We start from the raw sequence: 19,839 nt of genomic DNA, 5'->3' as shown, positions 1-19,839 counted from the left end.
GAAGCCGCGACATGGCGAACGACGACAAGCTCCTCGGATACCTCCAGCGAGTGACCGCCGATCTCTACGAGACCCGGCACCGCCTTCAGGAACTCCAGGACCGGAACCAGGAGCCGATCGCGATCGTCGGCATGGCCTGCCGCTACCCGGGCGGGGTCACGTCCCCGGAGGACCTGTGGCGACTGGTGGCCGGTGGGACCGACGCCATCACGCCGTTCCCGGACCGGCGCGGCTGGGACGAGGACCTGTACGACCCGGACCCGGACAGCACAGGCCACAGCTACGCGCGCGAAGGCGGATTCCTTCACGACGCCGATGAATTCGACCCCGCCTTCTTCGACATGAGCCCGCGTGAAGCACTCGGCACGGACTCACAGCAGCGCCTGCTCCTCGAAGTCGCCTGGGAGACGTTCGAACGCGCGGGGATCGCTCCGGCAACCGTGAAGGAGACTCCGGTCGGCGTCTTCTCCGGCGTCATGTACGGCGACTACGGAATCCGCCTGCACAACATTCCCGACGGATTCGAGGGCTATTTGCTGACGGGCAGCGCGGGCAGCGTCGCCTCCGGCCGCGTCGCCTACAACCTGGGGCTGGTGGGGCCCGCGGTGACGGTGGACACGGCGTGTTCGTCGTCCCTGGTGGCCCTGCACCTGGCGGCACAGGCCCTGCGATCCGGCGAGTGCTCGATGGCCCTCGCCGGCGGGGTGACGGTCATGTCGACTCCCGGCACGTTCGTGGAGTTCAGCCGGCAGCGCGGACTCGCACCTGACGGCCGCTGCAAGTCCTTCGGCGCGGGAGCCGACGGTGTCGGCTGGGGCGAGGGCGTGGGCATGCTGCTGCTGGAGCGGCTGTCGGACGCCCGGAAGAACGGCCACACGGTGCTTGCGGTGGTCCGCGGCTCCGCGATCAACCAGGACGGGGCGTCGAACGGCCTGACCGCGCCGAACGGCCCGTCGCAGCGCCGCGTGATCAGGCAGGCCCTGGTGGCCGCCGGGCTGTCGTCGAACGACGTCGACGCGGTCGAGGCGCATGGCACGGGTACGCGGCTCGGCGATCCGATCGAGGCCGAGGCGCTGCTGGCGACGTATGGGCAGGGGCGGGATGGCGGTCGGCCGTTGTGGTTGGGGTCGTTGAAGTCGAACATCGGGCACACGCAGGCCGCGGCCGGTGTGGCGGGTGTGATCAAGATGGTCATGGCGATGCGGGCGGGTGTGCTGCCGCCGACCTTGCACGCGGACGAGCCGTCGCCGCATGTGGACTGGTCGTCGGGCGCGGTGGAACTGCTGCGGGAGGCCCGGGACTGGCCCGAGACGGAGGGACGTCCCCGGCGCGCCGGAATTTCCTCCTTCGGTATCAGCGGGACGAACGCGCATGTGGTGATCGAGGAGGCGCCTGCGGAGGATGGCAACGAGCCGGGGGATGTGATCGCGCCGGTGGTCGTGCCGTGGGTGGTGTCCGGGCGCACGGATGCGGCGTTGAGGGGGCAGGCCGGGCGGTTGCTCGAGGGGTTGGGTGATGGGGTCTCGGTTGTTGATGTTGGGTGGTCGTTGGCGTCGTCGCGGTCGGTGTTCGAGCGGCGTGCGGTGGTGTTGGGGGAGGGGCGTGAGGAGCTTGTCGAGGGCCTTGGGGCTCTGAGTGCGGGGGTTGCCGGGCCTGGTGTGGTGTCGGGGTCGGTGGTGTCGGGTCGGCTGGGTGTGGTGTTCACGGGTCAGGGTGCGCAGCGGGCGGGGATGGGGCGGGGGCTGTATGAGGCTTTTCCCGTGTTTGCGGCGGCGTTTGATGAGGTGTGTGCGCTGTTCGACTCCTCCGTTCGTGAGGCGGTGTGGTCGGGGGAGGGGCTTGATGAGACCGGTGTGACGCAGCCTGCGTTGTTCGCGTTGGAAGTGGCGTTGTTCCGGTTGGTCGAGTCGTGGGGTGTGCGGCCGGATGTGGTGGCCGGTCATTCGGTGGGTGAGATCGCGGCCGCGCACGTAGCGGGGGTGTTCTCGCTCGAGGATGCGGCACGGTTGGTGGCTGCTCGCGGTCGGTTGATGCAGGCCCTGCCCGCTGGTGGGGCGATGGTTTCCGTGCAGGCCACCGAGGAAGAAGTCCTGCCGTTGCTGGCCGGCCGTGAGGACCGGGTGAGCATCGCGGCGGTCAACAGCCCAGGTTCGGTGGTGATTGCGGGCGATGGCTCCACCGTTGACGAAATTGCTGCCTCGCTGACCGAACAGGGTCGCAAGGCGAAGAAGCTGACTGTCAGTCATGCTTTCCATTCGCCGTTGATGGATCCGATGCTGGAGGACTTCCGCGCGGCCATCAGCAACATCGTCTTCTCCGCCCCGCGCATGGCGCTGGTCTCCGCCGTAACGGGCGAGCCGGTGACCAGCGAAATAGCGTCCGTCGACTACTGGGTCGAGCACGTGCGGCGCCCTGTCCGGTTCGCCGATGCGGTGAAGGCCATGGAGCGCGAGGGCGTCCGCACGTTTCTCGAGCTGGGCCCTGACGGTGTGCTGTCCGCGCTCGTCCCCGAATGCGTCACTGACCCTGCCGCAACGGCTGCCGTCCCTGTCCTGCGCCGCGACCGCCCCGAGCCGCAAACGGCTGTGGCGGCCCTGGCCCAGGCCTTCGTGCGCGGCACGGCTGTCGACTGGTCGTCGTTCTTCGACGGCACCGGCGCACGCCGCATCGATCTCCCGACCTACGCGTTCCAGCACGAGCGGTACTGGTTGCTCCCGCCCGCCGACAGCGCGGACGTCGCATCGGCAGGTCTCAGTGCCGCCGGTCACCCCCTCCTCGGGGCGGCCGTGGAACTGGCGAGCGGCGAGGGCATGGTCCTGACGGGCAGGCTTTCGCTCCAGTCCCACCCGTGGCTCGCCGACCACGCCATCCTCGGTACCGTCCTCCTCCCGGGCACCGCCTTCGTCGAACTCGCCCTGCACGCCGGCGACCACGTCGGATGCGACAAGCTCGAGGAACTGACTCTCGCCACGCCCCTGGTCCTGACCGGCCACGATGCGGTCCGGCTTCAGCTCTCCGTCACTGCTGCCGACGAGTCGGGACGCCGGCAGATCACCGTCCACACGCGGCCGGACACCGGCGACGGGGTGGACCATCCGTGGACCGAGCACGCCACCGGGCTACTGGCCGTCGGCAGTCCGGCCCCTGCCGCCCCTGCCGAACAGCCGTTGAACTGGCCGCCTGCCGGGGCCGTGGAGATCGGCCTGGACGGCGTCTACGACCGGCTCATCGAGCAGGGGCACGGCTACGGGCCGTCGTTCCAGGGCCTGAGCAGGGCCTGGCGGCTCGGCGACGAGATCCTCGCCGAGATCGAACTCCCCGAGGAACAGCGATCCGATGCGGGACGGTACGTCCTGCACCCCGCGCTGCTCGACGCTGCCCTGCATCCGCTGCTGCGCGGCGTCGCGGACGACGAACGCCAGGGAGGGCTGCCGTTCGCGTGGTCCGGGGTGAGCGTGCACTCCTCGGGCGCGACCCTGCTGCGCGTGAGGCTGACCCTCACCGGCCAGGACACCGTGTCGCTGACGGCCACCGACGGCAAGGGCGCGCCAGTGGTGACCGTCGAGTCCCTGCTCTCACGGCCGGTCTCGCCCGAAGCCCTGCGCAGCGCCGGCGCCGCCTACCACGAGTCGCTGTTCCGGCTCGACTTCCAGCCCGTACCCACCCCGACCGGGGGCCAGGCGGCCCCCGACACGGGCAACTGGGCCGTACTGGCCCCGTCGGGGACGGACCGATCGGGTTTCGCCGCCGGTCTCACCGTCGCTTCCACTCGCTACGAGGACGTGGCGGCCTTGCGCCAGGCCCTCGATGCGGGCAGCCCGGCCCCGGCCGCCGTGCTGTGGTCCCCCTCCGGGCCGGACAGCGACACAGACGACGCGGCGTCCCGCGCCCGGCGGCTCGCGCATCGCACTCTCGACGTGGTCCAGGCCTGGCTCGCCGACGACCGGCTCGCCGCCTCCCGTCTCGTCGTGGTCACCGAAGGCCCGGACACCGACGACCTTTCTACGGCGACCGCCTTGGGCCTGCTGCGCAGCGCGCAGACCGAGAACCCGGGCCGGTTCGTACTGGTGGTCGTGGACGGCCAGGAGCGGTCCTGGCACGCGCTCCCGGCGGCCGTCGCGACCGACGAGCCGCAGCTCCTCATCCGGGACGGCAAGGTCTCCGCACCCCGGCTCGCCCGCGTTCAGGCCGGCCGGTCCGGCCGGTCCGACCAGCCCGACGCCCCCACCGCGCCATGGACCGCCGACGGCACAGTTCTGGTGACGGGCGCCACCGGCGCCCTCGGAGCGATGCTCGCCCGCCACCTCGTGACCGAACACGGCGTGCGCAACCTGCTGCTGATCAGCAGGCGCGGCCTCGAGGCCCCCGGCGCGGCGCGGCTCCAGGAGGAACTGGCGGACCTGGGCGCGCACGCCGAGATCGCCGCTTGCGACGCGGCGGACCGGGAGGCTCTTGCCGCGCTGCTGGCGGCCGTGCCGCCGGAGCGACCGCTGTCCGCGGTGATCCACACGGCGGGCGTGCTCGACGACGCGATCGCCGCGACGCTCACCCATGAGCAACTGGACCGAGTGCTCCGCCCCAAGGTCGACGCCGCCTGGAACCTGCACGAGCTGACCAGGGAGAACGACCTCTCGGCCTTCGTCCTCTACTCGTCCTCCGCCGGCACCTTCGGTGGCCCCGGGCAGGCCAACTACGCCGCCGCCAACGCCTTCCTCGATGCCCTGGCCGTCCACAGGCGGGCCGCCGGTCTCCCCGCCCTGTCCCTCGCCTGGGGGTTGTGGGCGCAGACGGACGGGTCCGGAGGGATCACCGAAAGCCTCAGCGACAACGACAGGACCCGTATCGCCCGCGCGGGCATGTTCCCGCTGGAACGGGACGAGGGACTGTCACTCTTCGACACGGCGGTTACCGCAGGCCCTGCCGCAGCAACCCCTTCGGAGGCCGAGGACGAGTCCGCGGACTGCGTGCTCCTGCCGATGCGCCTCGACCTCGCCTCCCTGCGCGCCCAGTCGGACGCCGTGCCCGCCCTGCTGCGCGGTCTCGTACGCCGCGCCCCGCGGCGCGGCGCGGCCGCCGGCGGGGAGGACGGCCCATCACTGGCCGGCCGGCTGGCGGGGCTGACGGAGGCGGAGCAGCTGCGTGAACTGGGCGGCCTGGTGCGTTCGTACGTCGCCGCCGTCCTGGGATACGGCGATCAGAGCGCGGTCGGCCCGGACCGCGCCTTCCAGGAGCTCGGTTTCGACTCGCTCACCGCCGTCGAGCTGCGCAACCGGCTCGGTGCGGCCACGGGCCTCCGGCTACCCGCAGCGCTGATCTTCGATCACCCGACCCCCGCCGCCGTCGCGGCCTACCTCCGGTCGGAACTGCTCTCCGCCGACGGCACGCACCGGACGTCCGCCGCGCCGCTCGCCCTGCCTCAGGCGGTCGCCGCCTCTGCCGTCGGTGATGACGACCCCGTCGCGATCGTCGGCATGGCATGCCGACTGCCCGGTGGCGTGAACTCGCCCGAGGAGCTGTGGCGGCTGGTCGCTGACGGAACGGACGCCATCACCCCGTTCCCGTCCGACCGGGGCTGGGACCTCGAAGGGCTGTACGACCCCGACCCCGACAGCCCGGGGAAGTCCTACACCCGGGAGGGCGGCTTCGTCGACGGCATCGACCGCTTCGACGCCGCGTTCTTCGGGATCTCGCCGCGCGAGGCGCTGGGGATGGACCCGCAGCAGCGGCTGCTCCTGGAGTCCGTGTGGGAGACCTTCGAGCGAGCGGGCATCGACCCGCAGACGTTGCGCGGCAGCCAGACAGGCGTGTTCGTCGGCGTCAGCGGGCAGGACCACGGGGGCATCCTGGCGCGGACCCCGGGCTTCGAGGGCTACCTGCTGACCGGCAGCGCCGGCAGCGTGGCCTCGGGCCGCATCGCCTACACCCTGGGGCTGGTGGGGCCCACGATGACGGTGGACACGGCGTGCTCGTCCTCGCTGGTCACACTGCACCTGGCCGCACAGGCCGTACGGGCGGGGGAGTGCTCGATGGCGCTCGCGGGCGGCGCGATCCTGCTATCCACACCCACCCTGTTCGTCGAGTTCAGCAGGCAGCGCGCGGGTGCCCCCGACGGCCGCTCCAAGGCGTTCTCGGCGGCGGCCGACGGCGCGGGCTGGGCCGAGGGCGTCGGCATGCTCCTGGTGGAGCGGTTGTCGGACGCGCGACGCAACGGACATCCCGTGCTCGCGCTCGTACGGGGCTCGGCGGTGAACCAGGACGGCGCGTCGAACGGCCTGACCGCACCGAACGGCCCCTCGCAGCAGCGGGTGATCCGGCAGGCCCTGGCGTCCGCCGGACTGGCGCCCGCCGACATCGACGCGGTCGAGGCACACGGCACCGGCACCAAGCTCGGGGACCCGATCGAGGCCGACGCGCTCCTGGCGACCTACGGCCGCGACCGCGCCCCCGAGCGGCCGCTCTGGCTCGGCTCGGTGAAATCCAACATCGGACACACCCAGCACGCGGCGGGGGCCGCCGGTGTGATCAAGATGGTGATGGCGATGCGCGAGGGCGTACTGCCGCCGACCTTGCACGCCGACGAGCCGTCACCGTTCATCGACTGGTCCTCCGGAACCATGGAACTGCTGCGGGACGCCCGCGAATGGCCCCGAACGGGCCGGCCCCGCCGCGCGGCGGTGTCCTCCTTCGGCATCAGCGGAACGAACGCCCACGTCATCCTCGAGGCCGCTCCACAGGACGCGGCGGCCGGGGACGTCAGCGAGCCATCAGCTGGCGTCCCGGCCGGTGTCCCGGTCGTGGTGCCGTGGGTGGTGTCGGGGCGTTCGGCGGGGGCGTTGCGGGCGCAGGCGGACCGGTTGCGGGCGTTCGTCGTCGAGAACGACGTGTCGGTGGTGGACGCCGGCTGGTCGTTGGCGTCGTCGCGTTCGGTTTTCGAGCACCGTGCGGTGGTGCTGGGTGGGGACCGGGGCGCGTTGTTGTCGGGGTTGGAGGGGCTGGACTCGGCCGGGGCTGTTGCCGGTGTGCGGTCGGGTGTGGTGTTTGTGTTTCCCGGTCAGGGGTCTCAGTGGGTGGGGATGGGGGCTGAATTGCTGGATCAGTCTCCCGTGTTCGCCGAGTGGATGGGTCGGTGTGAGGTGGCGTTGTCGCCTTACGTCGATTGGTCGCTGACCGAGGTCCTGCGTGGTCGTGGCCGGTTGGATCGGGTGGATGTGGTGCAGCCGGTGTCGTGGGCGGTGATGGTGTCGCTTGCGGGCTTGTGGCGGTCGATGGGCGTGGAGCCTGCGGCGGTCGTCGGACACTCGCAGGGCGAGATCGCCGCTGCTGTGGTGGCCGGTGGGCTGTCGCTCGAGGACGCGGCACGGGTGGTGGCGTTGCGGTCCCAGGTGATCGGCCGGGAGCTGGCCGGTCTTGGCGGTATGGCCTCGATCCCGCTGCCCGTCAGCGACGTCGAGGAGCGCATTGCCTCTGACACCCGGCTCGGTGTTGCTGCGGTGAACGGCCCTGCCTCGACGGTCGTCTCGGGTGATGCCGAAGCGATCACTGCGCTGGTGGAGGCCTACGAGGCGGAAGAGGTACGGGCCCGTCGAATCCCCGTCGACTACGCCTCCCACTCGTTCCATGTGGAACGGATCGAGGCCGAACTGCTGGCAGCTCTTGCCCCCGTCCGTCCCCGGCCCGCCTCTGTGCCCTTGTATTCGACGGTCGACGGCGCCGTGATCAATACGAGCACGTTGGACGCCGGCTACTGGTTCCGGAACCTGCGGCAGACCGTGCGGTTCGAGGAGACCGTCAAGGCCCTGCTGGACGACGACCACGACGCCTTCCTGGAGATGAGCGCGCACCCGGTTCTGACGTTCGGCGTCGAGGAGACGGTCGAGGCCGCTGGGGCCGATGCGGTGGTCGTGGGTTCGCTGCGCCGGGATCAAGGTGGTCTTGAGCGGTTCCTGACTTCTGTGGCCGCCGCATGGGTGCGGGGCGTGGACGTGAACTGGTCGTCCTTCTTCGACGGCACTGGTGCCCGCCGTGTCGACCTGCCCACCTACGCCTTCCAGCGGGAGCGGTTCTGGCTCGAGGCACCGGAGGACCACGGTGATGTGACGACGGTGGGCCTGCGGCCGGCAGAGCATCCGTTGCTGGGCGCGGCCGTCGAACTGGCCGACGGCGCAGGCGTCGTACTGACGGGACGGTTGTCCCTGCGCACACACCCCTGGCTGGCGGACCATGCCGTGCTGGACACCGTCCTCCTCCCCGGCACCGCCTTCGTCGAACTCGCCGTGCGCGCCGGAGACCAGGTCGGCTGCGACCTCCTCGAGGACCTGACCCTGGCCGCCCCTCTCCTCCTGCCCGAGCAGTCGGCGGTACGACTCCAGGTCGCCGTCGGACCGGAGGACGCTGCGGGCCGTCGTGAGGTGACCATCCACTCCCGCCCCGACATGGACGACAGTGACGACGACCTTCCCTGGACCCGTCACGCCACCGGCACCCTCACAACCGACCCCCCGGCGTCGGCGCCGACGTCGGCCGAACCGTCCACCGCAGGCCTCACCACCTGGCCGCCCGTCGATGCCACGGAGATCGAGGCCGATGCGCTGTACGAGCGCCTCGCCGGCGAGGGCTATGGCTACGGCCCCGTCTTCCAGGGCCTGCGCCGGGCCTGGCGGCGCGGCGACGAGGTGTTCGCCGAGGTGGCCCTGCCCGACGACCAGGTCACGGAGGCCGGGCTCTTCACCCTTCACCCCGCCCTCCTCGACGCCGCCCTCCACTCCGCCGTCCTCAAGGCACTCGACGACGGGTCCGAGCCCGGACTGCCCTTCTCGTGGGCCGGCGTCCGCGTCCACGCGGCCGGCGCGACAACGTTGAGGGTCCGGCTGACGACGGACCCGGCCGCGGAGTCGGTCTCTCTCACGATCGCCGACGGCACCGGCGCGCCGGTGGCCACAGTGGGCTCGCTGGCGTGGCGCCCGGTGTCGGCGGAGGCGCTGCGCGCTGCCGGCGCCCAGGGCACCCTCGATTCGCTCTACGACGTGGAGTGGCCCGTCGCGCCCGTGCCGTCCGGGGCGCCCACCTGGGCGGTGCTGGGCCGTGGTGCCGCCGCGCTGACCGACTCGCTGGAGCCGCTGCCGCAGACCCCGGCGCGGTACGAGTCCGTGGCCGCTCTGGCCCAGGCCGTGAACGGCGAGGGCGCGCCCGTACCGGAGAACGTCCTCTACGTCGTGGACGACGACGCTCCCTCCGGACTGTCCGGACTGCCTGCGACGGCCGACCTGCCCGCCGAGACCCGGGCCGTCACCGCGTCGATGCTGGAGCTGGTCCAGAGCTGGTCGGCCGAGGAAGCCCTCGCTTCGTCGCGGCTGGTGGTGCTGACCCGTGGCGCGGTCGCCGCCTCGCCGGCCGGTGACGACGCGCTGGACCTGCGGTACGCGGGCCTCTGGGGGCTGGTGCGTACGGCCCAGACGGAGAACCCCGGACGCTTCGCCCTCGTCGACCTGGACGGTGAACAGGCCTCTCTGGCCTCCCTGCCGCTCGCCGTGGCGGTCGCCGGCGACGAGCCGCAGGCCGCCATCAGGAACGGCGAGATCCGCATCCCCCGCCTCAAGAAGGCCACAGCCACTACCACCCTCACCGCCCCAGCCCCAGCAGAACCCTGGCCTCCGCACGGCACCGTACTGATCACCGGCGCCACCGGAGCCCTCGGTGTGCTCGCTGCACGGCACCTGGTGGCCGAGCACGGTGTGCGGCGCCTACTGCTCGTCAGCCGCCGGGGCGAGAAGGCGCCCGGCGCCGCCGAGTTGACGGCGGAACTGACGGACCTCGGTGCGTCCGTGACCGTCGCCGCCTGCGACGTCGCCGACCGGGCCGCGCTGCTGGAGCTGGTCGCCTCGGTGCCGGTGGAGCATCCGCTGGTCGCGGTGGTGCACACGGCGGGCGTCCTGGACGACGGCGTACTGGCCTCCATGACCCCCGACCAGCTGGACCGCGTGCTGCGGCCCAAGGTGGACGCCGCGTGGAACCTCCACGAGGCGACCAAGGGCCTGGGGCTGTCGGCGTTCGTGCTGTACTCCTCCGTCTCCGGCCTGATCGGCCCGCCCGGACAGGGCAACTACGCCGCCGGGAACACCTTCCTCGACGCGCTCGCCCACCACCGGCGCGCGGCCGGGCTTCCCGCCGTCTCCCTGGCCTGGGGACTGTGGGGCGAGGCGGGAGGGATGACGGCCCACCTCGACGAGGCCGACCGGCGCCGCATGGCGCGCGGAGGCGTCGTACCGCTGCCGTCCGAGGACGGCATGCGGTTGTTCGACACCGGGGTCGGGCACGGTTCGGCGCTGCTCGCGCCCGTCCGGCTGAACACGGCCGCTTTGCGCGCGCAGGGCGACCGGATGCCGGCGGTGCTGCGCGGCCTGGTCCGTACCGCCGCCCGCCGCGCGGCCGCTGCCGAGAGCGGTGGCGGGGCGTCGCTCACCCAGCGGCTGGCCGGGATGAACCCGGCGGAACGCGACCGGGCGCTGCTCGAGCTGGTGCGTGCCGAGGTGGCCACGGTACTGGGGCACTCCGGGCCGGAGGCGGTGGACCGCAACCGCGCGTTCAAGGAGCTCGGCTTCGACTCGCTGGCCGCCGTCGAACTGCGCAACCGCCTCAACGCGACGAGCGGCCTGAGGCTGCCCGCCACCCTCGTCTTCGACCACCCGACGCCGGTGGCGCTGGCCGGCCACTTGGCCACGGAGCTTGTGTTCGACGGGGCCGGCGGGGTCACCGGGGCTGCCGGTGCGGCCGGTGACGGATCCGTCCTGGGCGCGCTGGAGCGGCTGGAGACGGGCGTGTGGTCGGGCGTCGCGGACGACGGGGAGCGCGAGGCGGTGACGAACCGGCTGGAAAGCCTCTTGTCGATGCTGCGGACGGCCGGGACGGCGGCCGGTGCCGGCGGCGGGTCGTCGGACGACGACGTGCACTCGGCTCCGGTGGAGGAACTGCTGAACATAATCGAAGAAGAGCTCGATTTGAGCTGATCCCCATGGGGCCGACGCGGCGTCTGCGGCTGAGGAAAATCCCCGATGTCCCCGGTGCCCATAGGGGGTTGTTAGGGGTAGCGCGGGGCGCAGCGCCAGTAGGGTTTCGGCTGAAAGGCGAGAACCGGGGCCCGCACCGGCGGAACGGGCGCGGCGAGAGCCGTGCCCACCACCCCCGCAGGCCCCGCGAAAAGTACACAGCAACGGGGGAGAGCACATCATGGCCGATGGCTGGATGCTTGCAGACCTGGGGCTCATCGCTCCGGATCTGGCCTCGGACGCGGCACTTTCGGCAGCAGCCGCGCCCGTCTTCATGGACACTCCCAACCGGGAGTCCGTCTCCATCACACCGAAGGATCCCCGCTACCAGGACCTGCTCCTGCGGGGCTACAACCGGCGCTTCACCGGCAGCCCGGACAACATTCGCATCGTCACCGGCACCGGGCAGGTCATCGACGCCGTCAACGACGCGGTGCGCGAGGGCAAGCAGCTCGGCATCCGCGGCGGCGGTCACAACCTCGACGGGCTGGTCGACGACCCGCGGGTGCGCAGCGTCATCGACATGACCGCGATGCGCTCCATCTCGTACGACCCCTTGATGCGGGCGTTCGCGATCGAGGCCGGAGCCACGCTGGGCGAGGTCTACCGTGCCCTCTACTACGGCTGGGGGGTGACCGTCCCCGGCGGCGCCTGCCCGCCCGTCGGCGTCGGCGGTCACATCACCGGAGGCGGCTACGGCGCCCTGTCGCGCCAGTACGGCCTGGTGGCCGACAACCTGTACGCGGTCGAGGTCGTCGTGGTGCCCGCCCGGGGCAGCGCCAGGGCCGTGGTGGCCACACGCGAGCCCACGGACCCCAACCGCGACCTGTGGTGGGCCCACTCCGGCGGCGGGGGCGGCAACTTCGGCGTGGTCACGCGGTTCTGGCTGCGCTCGCCGAACGCCGCCACCAACGACCCGGGCAAAATGCTGCCGAAGGCGCCCGGCGGAACCCTGATCTCCAGGGCCGTCTGGAAGTGGGACGAGCTCGACCGGAGCGCGTTCGTACAGATCGCCCGCAATATCGGCGCCTGGCACGAGCGCTACAGCTCGCCCGGCATGAAGGAGAACGCACTCTTCGGAGGCTTCATCGCCCCGCGGATCGAGTTCGGCACGGTGACGGTCGCCGGACAGGTCGACCCCACGGTGAACGGCAACGAGCGCATCCTGCACGACTACATCGCGGCCGCCTGCGAGAACGTGAACGTCAAGCCGACGATCACCACCTCCGCGCGCCTGCCCTGGCTCACCACCGTCATGTCGTACGTCGACACCGGCATCGGCCTCGGCGCCAAGCCGCCCCTGCGGTCCAAGACCAAGGGCGCGTACCTGAAGAAGCGCTACACCGACAGCCAGATGGAAACGGTGCACGCGTACCTGACCGACCCCGGCTACCGGCACGCCCCGGCCGCGTTCGCGCTGTCCTCCTACGGCGGGCAGATCAACGCGCCGGCGACGGACGCGACCGCCACCTCCCACCGGCGTGCCGTGCTGCTGGGCTCCATCTACAACTACTGGGACAAGGCCGAGGACGACACCCGTCACCTCACCTGGCAGCGGGACTTCTACCGCGATCTCCACAAGGACACCGGCGGTGTCCCCGCACCGGGTGACCAGTACGACGGCTGTTACATCGGCTGGCCCGACGTCGACCTCGCCGACCCGACGCTCAACACCTCGCCGACGAGCTGGCAGACCCTGTTCTACGCGAGCAACTACGCCCGGCTGAAGAAGATCAAGAAGGCCTGGGACCCGCGCAACGTCTTCCGTCACGGGCTGTCGATCTGACCGGCCGCACGGTGATGGACGGCTGACGTTTTCCGAACTCCGGGGCCCTGGCACGCTCGAGCGTGCCAGGGCCCCGGTCCGCACCGAGGACGGGAGAGATCCGGATGCGCACCACGACAGCGGCGGTCGTCCACGACAAGGGCGGCCCCTTCCGCATCCAGGACGTGACGGTGGCGGAGCCGCGGCCCGGCGAAGTGCTGGTCCGCCTCGCCGCGAGCGGCATCTGCCACACCGACCTGCTGGCACGCGACCGGATACTGCCGCCGCAGCCACCCGCCATCCTCGGCCACGAGGGAAGCGGGGTGATCGAGGCCGTGGGAGCCGCCGTCGACACCGTCGCCGTCGGTGACAAGGTGGTCCTTGCCCCGGCCAGTTGCGGCACCTGCCGGCTGTGCCGCACCGGCCACCCCATGCACTGCGTGTCCTTCCTGCCGCTCAACCTCCGTGGCCGACGGTCCGACGGCTCCACGGCCTACCACGACCCCGACGGCACGGAGCTGAACGCCCACTTCTTCGGCCAGTCCTCCTTCAGCCGCCACGTCGTGGCCGACGCGCGCTCAGCGGTCGTCGTGGACGACAGCGCGCCCCTCGAACTGCTCGGGCCGCTCGGCTGCGGACTCCAGACCGGCGCCGGCTGCGTCCTCAACGTGCTCCAGCCGCCGCCCGGCAGCTCCATCGCCGTATTCGGCGCCGGAGCCGTCGGACTGGCCGCCGTGATGGCGGCGCGCATCGCCGGCTGCGACCGGATCATCGCCGTCGACCTCCACGCCCACCGCCTGGAGACCGCCCGCGAACTGGGCGCCACCCACGCCTTCGACGCCACGAACGGCGACAACGACGTGGTCCGTCGCATCCTCGACCTCACCAAGGGCGGCGCGGACTGCACCGTCGACGCCGTCGGGCACCCGCGGACCGTACGGAACGCCGTCGACGCCCTCGCCGTGGGCGGCACCGCCGCCGTACTCGGCTCGGGAAACGGCGGCGGACAGGAGATCTCCCTCGGCCTCGTCCAGCTGTTCGGACGCACGGTGAAGGGAGTGCTGGAGGGCGACAGCGTTCCGGCGCTGCTGATCCCCCGGCTCGTCGGCTTCTTCGGGGCAGGCCGCTTTCCGCTGGACAGAATCGTCACGACATATCCGTTCGAAGAGATCAACAAGGCCGCCGAGGACGCCGCCGCAGGGCGCACGATCAAGCCGGTACTTGTCCACTGAAATCACTAGGGGGTAGTTAGGGGTCCTGGAGCTCGGACCGACGGGTAGCGTGCGGATCAGTTTCGCGACAGGCACCCGATGAGGGAAGTGACGCCGTGCCGGAAGATGAGAAGGAAAAGCTCGTCGACTATTTGCGGCGGATGACCGTCGACCTGCGCCGCGCCCGCCGAAGGGTCCAGGAACTGGAGACCCGGTCCCAGGAGCCCGTCGCCATCGTCGGAATGGCCTGCCGCTATCCGGGCGGGGTGTCCTCCCCGGAGGACCTGTGGCGACTGGTACGGGACGAAGCCGATGTCATCTCCGGCTTTCCCGCCGACCGCGGCTGGGAGGACGACCTCTACGACCCCGACCCCGACCGCTCGGGCAGGACCTATGCGCGGGAAGGCGGATTCCTTTACGACGCGGGTGATTTCGACGCCGCCTTCTTCGGCATATCCCCGCGCGAGGCCATGGGAATGGACCCCCAGCAGCGACTGCTGCTGGAGACGGCCTGGGAGACATTCGAGAGGGCGGGAATCGACCCCGGCACACTCCACGGCAGCCGGACCGGCGTCTTCGCCGGCCTCATGTACCAGAACTACGTCCCGAGCATGACCGGTACGCCCACCGACCTCGAGGGCTACGTCGTCAGCGGAAGCTCCGGCAGCATCGCCTCCGGCCGCATCGCCTACAGCCTGGGGCTGGTGGGGCCCGCGGTGACGGTGGACACGGCGTGCTCGTCCTCGCTGGTGGCCCTGCATCTGGCGGCGCAGGCGCTGCGCCAGGGCGAGTGCGACATGGCCCTGGCGGGCGGTGTCACGGTCATGGCCTCGCCGGGCCTGTTCGTGGAGTTCAGCCGCCAGCGCGGCCTCGCGCCCGACGGCCGCTGCAAGTCCTTCGCCGCCGCGGCCGACGGGGCGGGCTGGGGCGAGGGCGTCGGAATGCTGCTCGTCGAGCGGTTGTCGGACGCCCGGCGGAACGGGCATCGGGTGTTGGCGGTGGTGCGTGGGTCTGCGGTGAATCAGGATGGGGCGTCGAATGGTTTGACGGCGCCGAATGGTCCGTCGCAGCAGCGGGTGATCCGTCAGGCGTTGACGAATGCGCGGTTGTCGGCTGCGGACGTGGATGTGGTCGAGGCGCATGGTACGGGTACGCGGCTCGGCGATCCGATCGAGGCCGAGGCGTTGCTGGCCACGTATGGGCAGGGGCGGGATTCCGACCGTCCGTTGTGGTTGGGGTCGTTGAAGTCGAACATCGGGCACACGCAGGCCGCGGCCGGTGTGGCGGGTGTGATCAAGATGGTGATGGCGATGCGGGAGGGCGTGCTGCCCCGGACCCTCCACGTGGACAAGCCGTCGGAAGCGGTGGACTGGTCGTCGGGCGCCGTGGAACTGTTGCGCGAGACCCGTAAATGGCCCGAGACGGACCGCCCTCGGCGGGCGGCGGTGTCGTCGTTCGGCATCAGCGGAACGAATGCCCATGTAGTGCTCGAGCAGGCACCGGAAGACGAATTCGAGGTTGCTGAGGAAATCCGGGAGAACCGCCCTGCCACCGAATTGCCGGTTGTGGTGCCGTGGGTGGTGTCGGGGCGTTCGGTAGGGGCGTTGCGGGCGCAGGCGGACCGGTTGCGGGCGTTCGTGGCCGAGAACGACCTGTCGGTGGTGGATGCCGGATGGTCGTTGGCGTCGTCTCGGTCGGCGTTCGAGCACCGTGCGGTGGTGCTGGGGTCGGATCGGGAGGAGTTGCTGTCGGGGTTGGGGTCGGTGGCCTCGGGTGGTGGGGTCGTGGCTTCGGCTGTGTCCGGTGTGGTGTTCGTGTTTCCCGGTCAGGGGTCTCAGTGGGTGGGGATGGGGGCTGAGTTGCTGGATCAGTCTCCTGTGTTCGCCGAGTGGATGGGTCGGTGTGAGGTGGCGTTGTCGCCTTATGTCGATTGGTCGTTGACCGAGGTCCTACGTGGTCGTGAGCGGTTGGATCGGGTTGATGTGGTGCAGCCGGTGTCGTGGGCGGTGATGGTGTCGCTTGCGGGGCTGTGGCGGTCGTTGGGTGTGGAGCCTGCGGCGGTGGTGGGGCATTCGCAGGGTGAGATTGCTGCTGCTGTGGTGGCCGGTGGGTTGTCGTTGGAGGATGCGGCGCGGGTGGTGGCGTTGCGCTCGCAGGTGATCGGGCGTGAGCTGGCGGGGCTGGGTGGTATGGCCTCGATCCCGCTGCCCGTCCGCGATGTCGAGGGGCGCATTGCTTCCGATGCCCGGCTGGGTGTTGCTGCGGTGAACGGCCCCGGCTCGACGGTCGTCTCGGGTGACGCGGAAGCGATCGCTGAACTGGTCGCCGCGTATGAGGCGGAAGGGGTACGGGCGCGTCGCATCCCCGTCGACTACGCCTCCCACTCCTCGCACGTCGACGTCATCGAAGAGGAACTGACGGAAAAGCTGGCTTCGATCGAGCCTCGCCCGTACGGGATTCCGTTGTTCTCCACGGTGACGGGCCAGTGGCTGGACCGTGGTGCGATGGATGCCGGCTACTGGTTCCGCAATCTGCGACAGACCGTGCGCTTCGGCGAGGCGATCGAGGCGCTGCTCGACCAGGGGCACGATGCCTTCATCGAAGTGAGCGCGCACTCCGTGCTGACGTTCGGGGTCGAGGAGACGGCCGAGGCTGCGGGGTCCGATGCGGTGGTCGTGGGTTCGCTGCGCCGGGGCCAGGGTGGTCTCGAGCGATTCCTGACCTCCGTAGCGGCTGCGTGGGTGCGGGGCGTGGACGTGAACTGGTCGTCGTTCTTCGACGGCACAGGCGCGCGCCGCGTGGACCTGCCGACGTATGCCTTCCAGCGGGAGCGGTTCTGGCTCGAGGTGCCGCAGGACCACGGTGATGTGACGACGGTGGGCCTGCGGCCGGCGGAGCATCCGTTGCTGGGCGCTGCCGTCGAACTGGCCGACGGCGCAGGCGTCGTGCTGACGGGACGGTTGTCCCTGCGCACACACCCCTGGCTGGCGGACCACGTCGTGCTGGACACCGTCCTCCTCCCCGGCACCGCCTTCGTCGAACTCGCCGTGCGCGCCGGAGACCAGGTCGGCTGCGACCTCCTCGAGGACCTGACCCTGGCCGCCCCTCTCCTCCTGCCCGAGCAGTCGGCCCTGCAGCTCCAGGTCGTCGTCAGCGAGGAGGACGCCGCCGGTCGCAGGGAAGTGAGCATCCACTCCCGCCCCGACACCACCGATGGCAGCGGCGACGACGTTCCCTGGACCCGCCACGCCACCGGCACCCTCACCCACGCCCCGGCCCCCACCCGCACCACGGCCGAGGAGTGGCCACCACCGGCCGCCACAGAGCTCGACGCCGACAGCGTCTACTCCTCCCTCTCCGCCCTCGGGTTCGGCCACGGCCCGGCCTTCCAGGGCCTGCGCCGGGCCTGGCGGCGCGGCGACGAAGTGTTCGCCGAGGTGGCCCTGCCCGACGAGCAGGCCACCGAAGCCGGGCTCTTCACCCTCCACCCCGCCCTCCTCGACGCCGCCGCTGCACAGCCGGCTCTTCTCGACGCCGTCGATGCCGGTGACGTCGATGCCGGTGACCAGGACGAGGCCCTGGCAGCCCTCCCGCAGTCGTGGTCCGGCGTGCGTGTCCACGCGAGCGGCGCCCGCAGCCTCCGGGTGCGACTGTCGCCCGTCGGCTCCGGTACGTGGACGTTGGCGGCGACCGACGGCGCCGGTCAGCCGGTCGTCACCGTGGACGCGATGACGCTGCGCCCCGTCTCCACTGCGGATCTGCGGGCACCGGCCGGCCGCGAGCACTACGAGTCGCTGTTCCGCGTGGAGTGGAAGCCCGTGCCCATGACCGTCCCCGCGCCTGCGTCCGCAGCCGTACCCGGACCCGGACCGACCGAGGGCTTCGACGCGGGCTCCTGGGCCGTGGTCGGTGACGCCGACGGGACCGTCCTCGCCACACCGGCCCGCACCCATGCGGATCTCGACTCCCTGCTCCGCGCACTCGAGGACGGCGAGGCCGTGCCGCCCGTGGTGGTGGCACCGTTCGTATCCGCGCCCGCTGCCGCCGACGGCTCGATCGTCGAACGGGCGCACGCGGCCACGGCCGGGGCGCTGGAGCTCGTCCAGCGCTGGCTGGCGGACGAGCGGTTCGCTTCCTCGCGGCTCGTGGTCCTCACGCGTGGTGCCGTGGCTCCCGCCAACGACGGCGACGGCCTCCATGACCTCGCGCATGCGGGTGTCTGGGGTCTGGTGCGCAGCGCGCAGACCGAGAACCCCGGCCGCCTCGTGCTCGTCGACACCGACGGTGCGGAGCCTGCGACCGGTCACCTGGCCTCCGCCCTCGCCACCGGTGAACCGCAACTGCTGTCGCGCGGCGGCGGGCAGCTGCTCGTACCGCGTCTGGCCAGGATCCCCGTCGCGGCCGGCCCGGCCACCGTGGCGCCGGATCCCGAGGGCACGGTGCTGATCACCGGCGCGACCGGTGCGCTGGGTGCCCGCGTGGCCCGTCATCTGGTGACCGGCCACGGGATGCGGAACCTGCTGCTGGTCAGCCGTCGTGGCGAGCGCGCCGACGGGGCCGCGGCGCTGGAGGACGAGCTGACGGCGCTGGGCGCCCGGGTGACGATCGCCGCCTGTGACCTCGCCGACCGTTCCCAACTGGACCGGCTGCTCGCCGACATTCCGGCGGGGCGTCCGCTGACGGCCGTCGTCCACGCGGCGGGCGTGCTCGCGGACGGCATCGTCGCCTCGATGACGCCCGAGCGGCTGGCCACGGCCCTGCGGCCCAAGGTGGACGCGGCGTGGAACCTCCACGAGGCCACGCGAGACCTCGGTCTCTCCGCCTTCGTGCTCTACTCCTCCGCCGCCGGGCTGCTGGGCGGTGCGGGGCAGGCGAACTACGCGGCGGCGAACACCTTCCTCGACGCGCTCGCCCACCACCGGCGCGCGGTCGGCCTTCCCGCCGTCTCCCTGGCCTGGGGGCTGTGGGGCGAGGCGCGCGGCGGGATGACCGGGCACATGAGCGGCGACGACCAGCGTCGTCTCGCTCGCGGCGGGCTGGCCCCCATGACCGACGCCGAGGCACTGGCGCTCCTCGACTCGGCCCTCCGGCTCGTCGACGACGACCCTCTCCTCGTCCCCGTCCGCTGGGACACGGCGGCTCTCCGGGCCCAGGGCGAGGCCATGCCCGCTCTCCTGCGGGGTCTGGTCCGGGTCGTCACCCGGCGCGTCGCGGCCCACGGATCCGGGACAGGCGAGGGGGCGGCCGAGGCCGGGCCGTCGGGTCTCCTGCGACGGCTCGCGGAGCTCACCGCCGCAGAGCGCGGCCATGCGGTGGTGGATCTGGTGCGGGCCGAGGTCGCGGCGGTTCTGGGCCACGCCGACGGGCGCACGGTCGACCAGCACCGGGCGTTCAAGGAGCTCGGCTTCGACTCGCTCACCGCGGTCGAGCTGCGCAACCGGCTCGGTGCGACGACCGGGCTCCGGTTGCCGGCAAGCCTGGTGTTCGACCACCCGACCGCGGCCGCGGTCGCCGGCCATGTGCTCTCGGTGCTCTTCCCGCAGGACGAGACGGCGATGAGCGAAGCCGACGCGGAGGAGGCGGAAGTCCGCCGCATTCTGTCGACGATTCCGCTGAGCCGCATTCGCCGGGCCGGGGTCCTGGAGACGTTGCTGGACATCGCCGCCCTTGACTACGCGGCCCCGGTGACAACGGGCGGCGGCCTCGAGCCGGAATCCGCGGACGGTTCCGCATCGATCGACACGATGGACGCCGAGAGCCTGCTGCGGCTGGCTGCCGGAAGCTCGTCCGACTGACCGAGGCTCTCGCGACGGAGAATACG

The 19,839-nt window shown here is 71.6% G+C and carries 4 protein-coding genes; all 4 read left to right on the top strand.

Annotation, left to right across the window (positions count from 1 at the left end; genetic code table 11):
* The first annotated feature begins 50 nt into the window (after nucleotides 1-50).
* The 4 genes from ACIG36_RS11920 to ACIG36_RS11905 all read left to right on the top strand — a co-directional run bounded on the left by ACIG36_RS11920 (nucleotide 51) and on the right by ACIG36_RS11905 (nucleotide 19,813).
* Nucleotides 51-11,003: a type I polyketide synthase gene (locus tag ACIG36_RS11920; RefSeq protein WP_399926435.1), complete on the top strand. Its 10,953-nt coding sequence runs from the start codon at nucleotides 51-53 to the stop codon at nucleotides 11,001-11,003.
* A gap of 235 nt (nucleotides 11,004-11,238) precedes the next feature.
* The gene (locus ACIG36_RS11915; protein WP_399925712.1) at nucleotides 11,239-12,828 is read left to right on the top strand and encodes an FAD-dependent oxidoreductase; all 1,590 of its coding nucleotides are present in this window, start codon (nucleotides 11,239-11,241) and stop codon (nucleotides 12,826-12,828) included.
* Between the two features lie 104 nt (nucleotides 12,829-12,932).
* Complete coding sequence (locus ACIG36_RS11910; RefSeq protein ID WP_399925710.1) at nucleotides 12,933-14,039, top strand: NAD(P)-dependent alcohol dehydrogenase; 1,107 nt, start codon at nucleotides 12,933-12,935, stop codon at nucleotides 14,037-14,039.
* A 95-nt stretch (nucleotides 14,040-14,134) separates the two neighbouring features.
* Nucleotides 14,135-19,813: a type I polyketide synthase gene (locus ACIG36_RS11905; RefSeq protein ID WP_399925708.1), complete on the top strand. Its 5,679-nt coding sequence runs from the start codon at nucleotides 14,135-14,137 to the stop codon at nucleotides 19,811-19,813.
* Nucleotides 19,814-19,839: the final 26 nt, after the last annotated feature.

The organism is Streptomyces sp. NPDC053048 (genome assembly GCF_044547045.1).
Taxonomy (GTDB): Bacteria; Actinomycetota; Actinomycetes; order Streptomycetales; family Streptomycetaceae; genus Streptomyces.
Note: the sequence above shows the minus strand (reverse complement) of the source record. Positions and strands in the feature narration are given on the sequence as shown.

Coding starts and splice junctions, on each gene's coding strand:
- ACIG36_RS11915 (WP_399925712.1), top strand. CDS start 11,239: ATGCTTGCAGACCTGGGGCTCATCGCTCCGGATCTGGCCTCGGACGCG.
- ACIG36_RS11910 (WP_399925710.1), top strand. CDS start 12,933: ATGCGCACCACGACAGCGGCGGTCGTCCACGACAAGGGCGGCCCCTTC.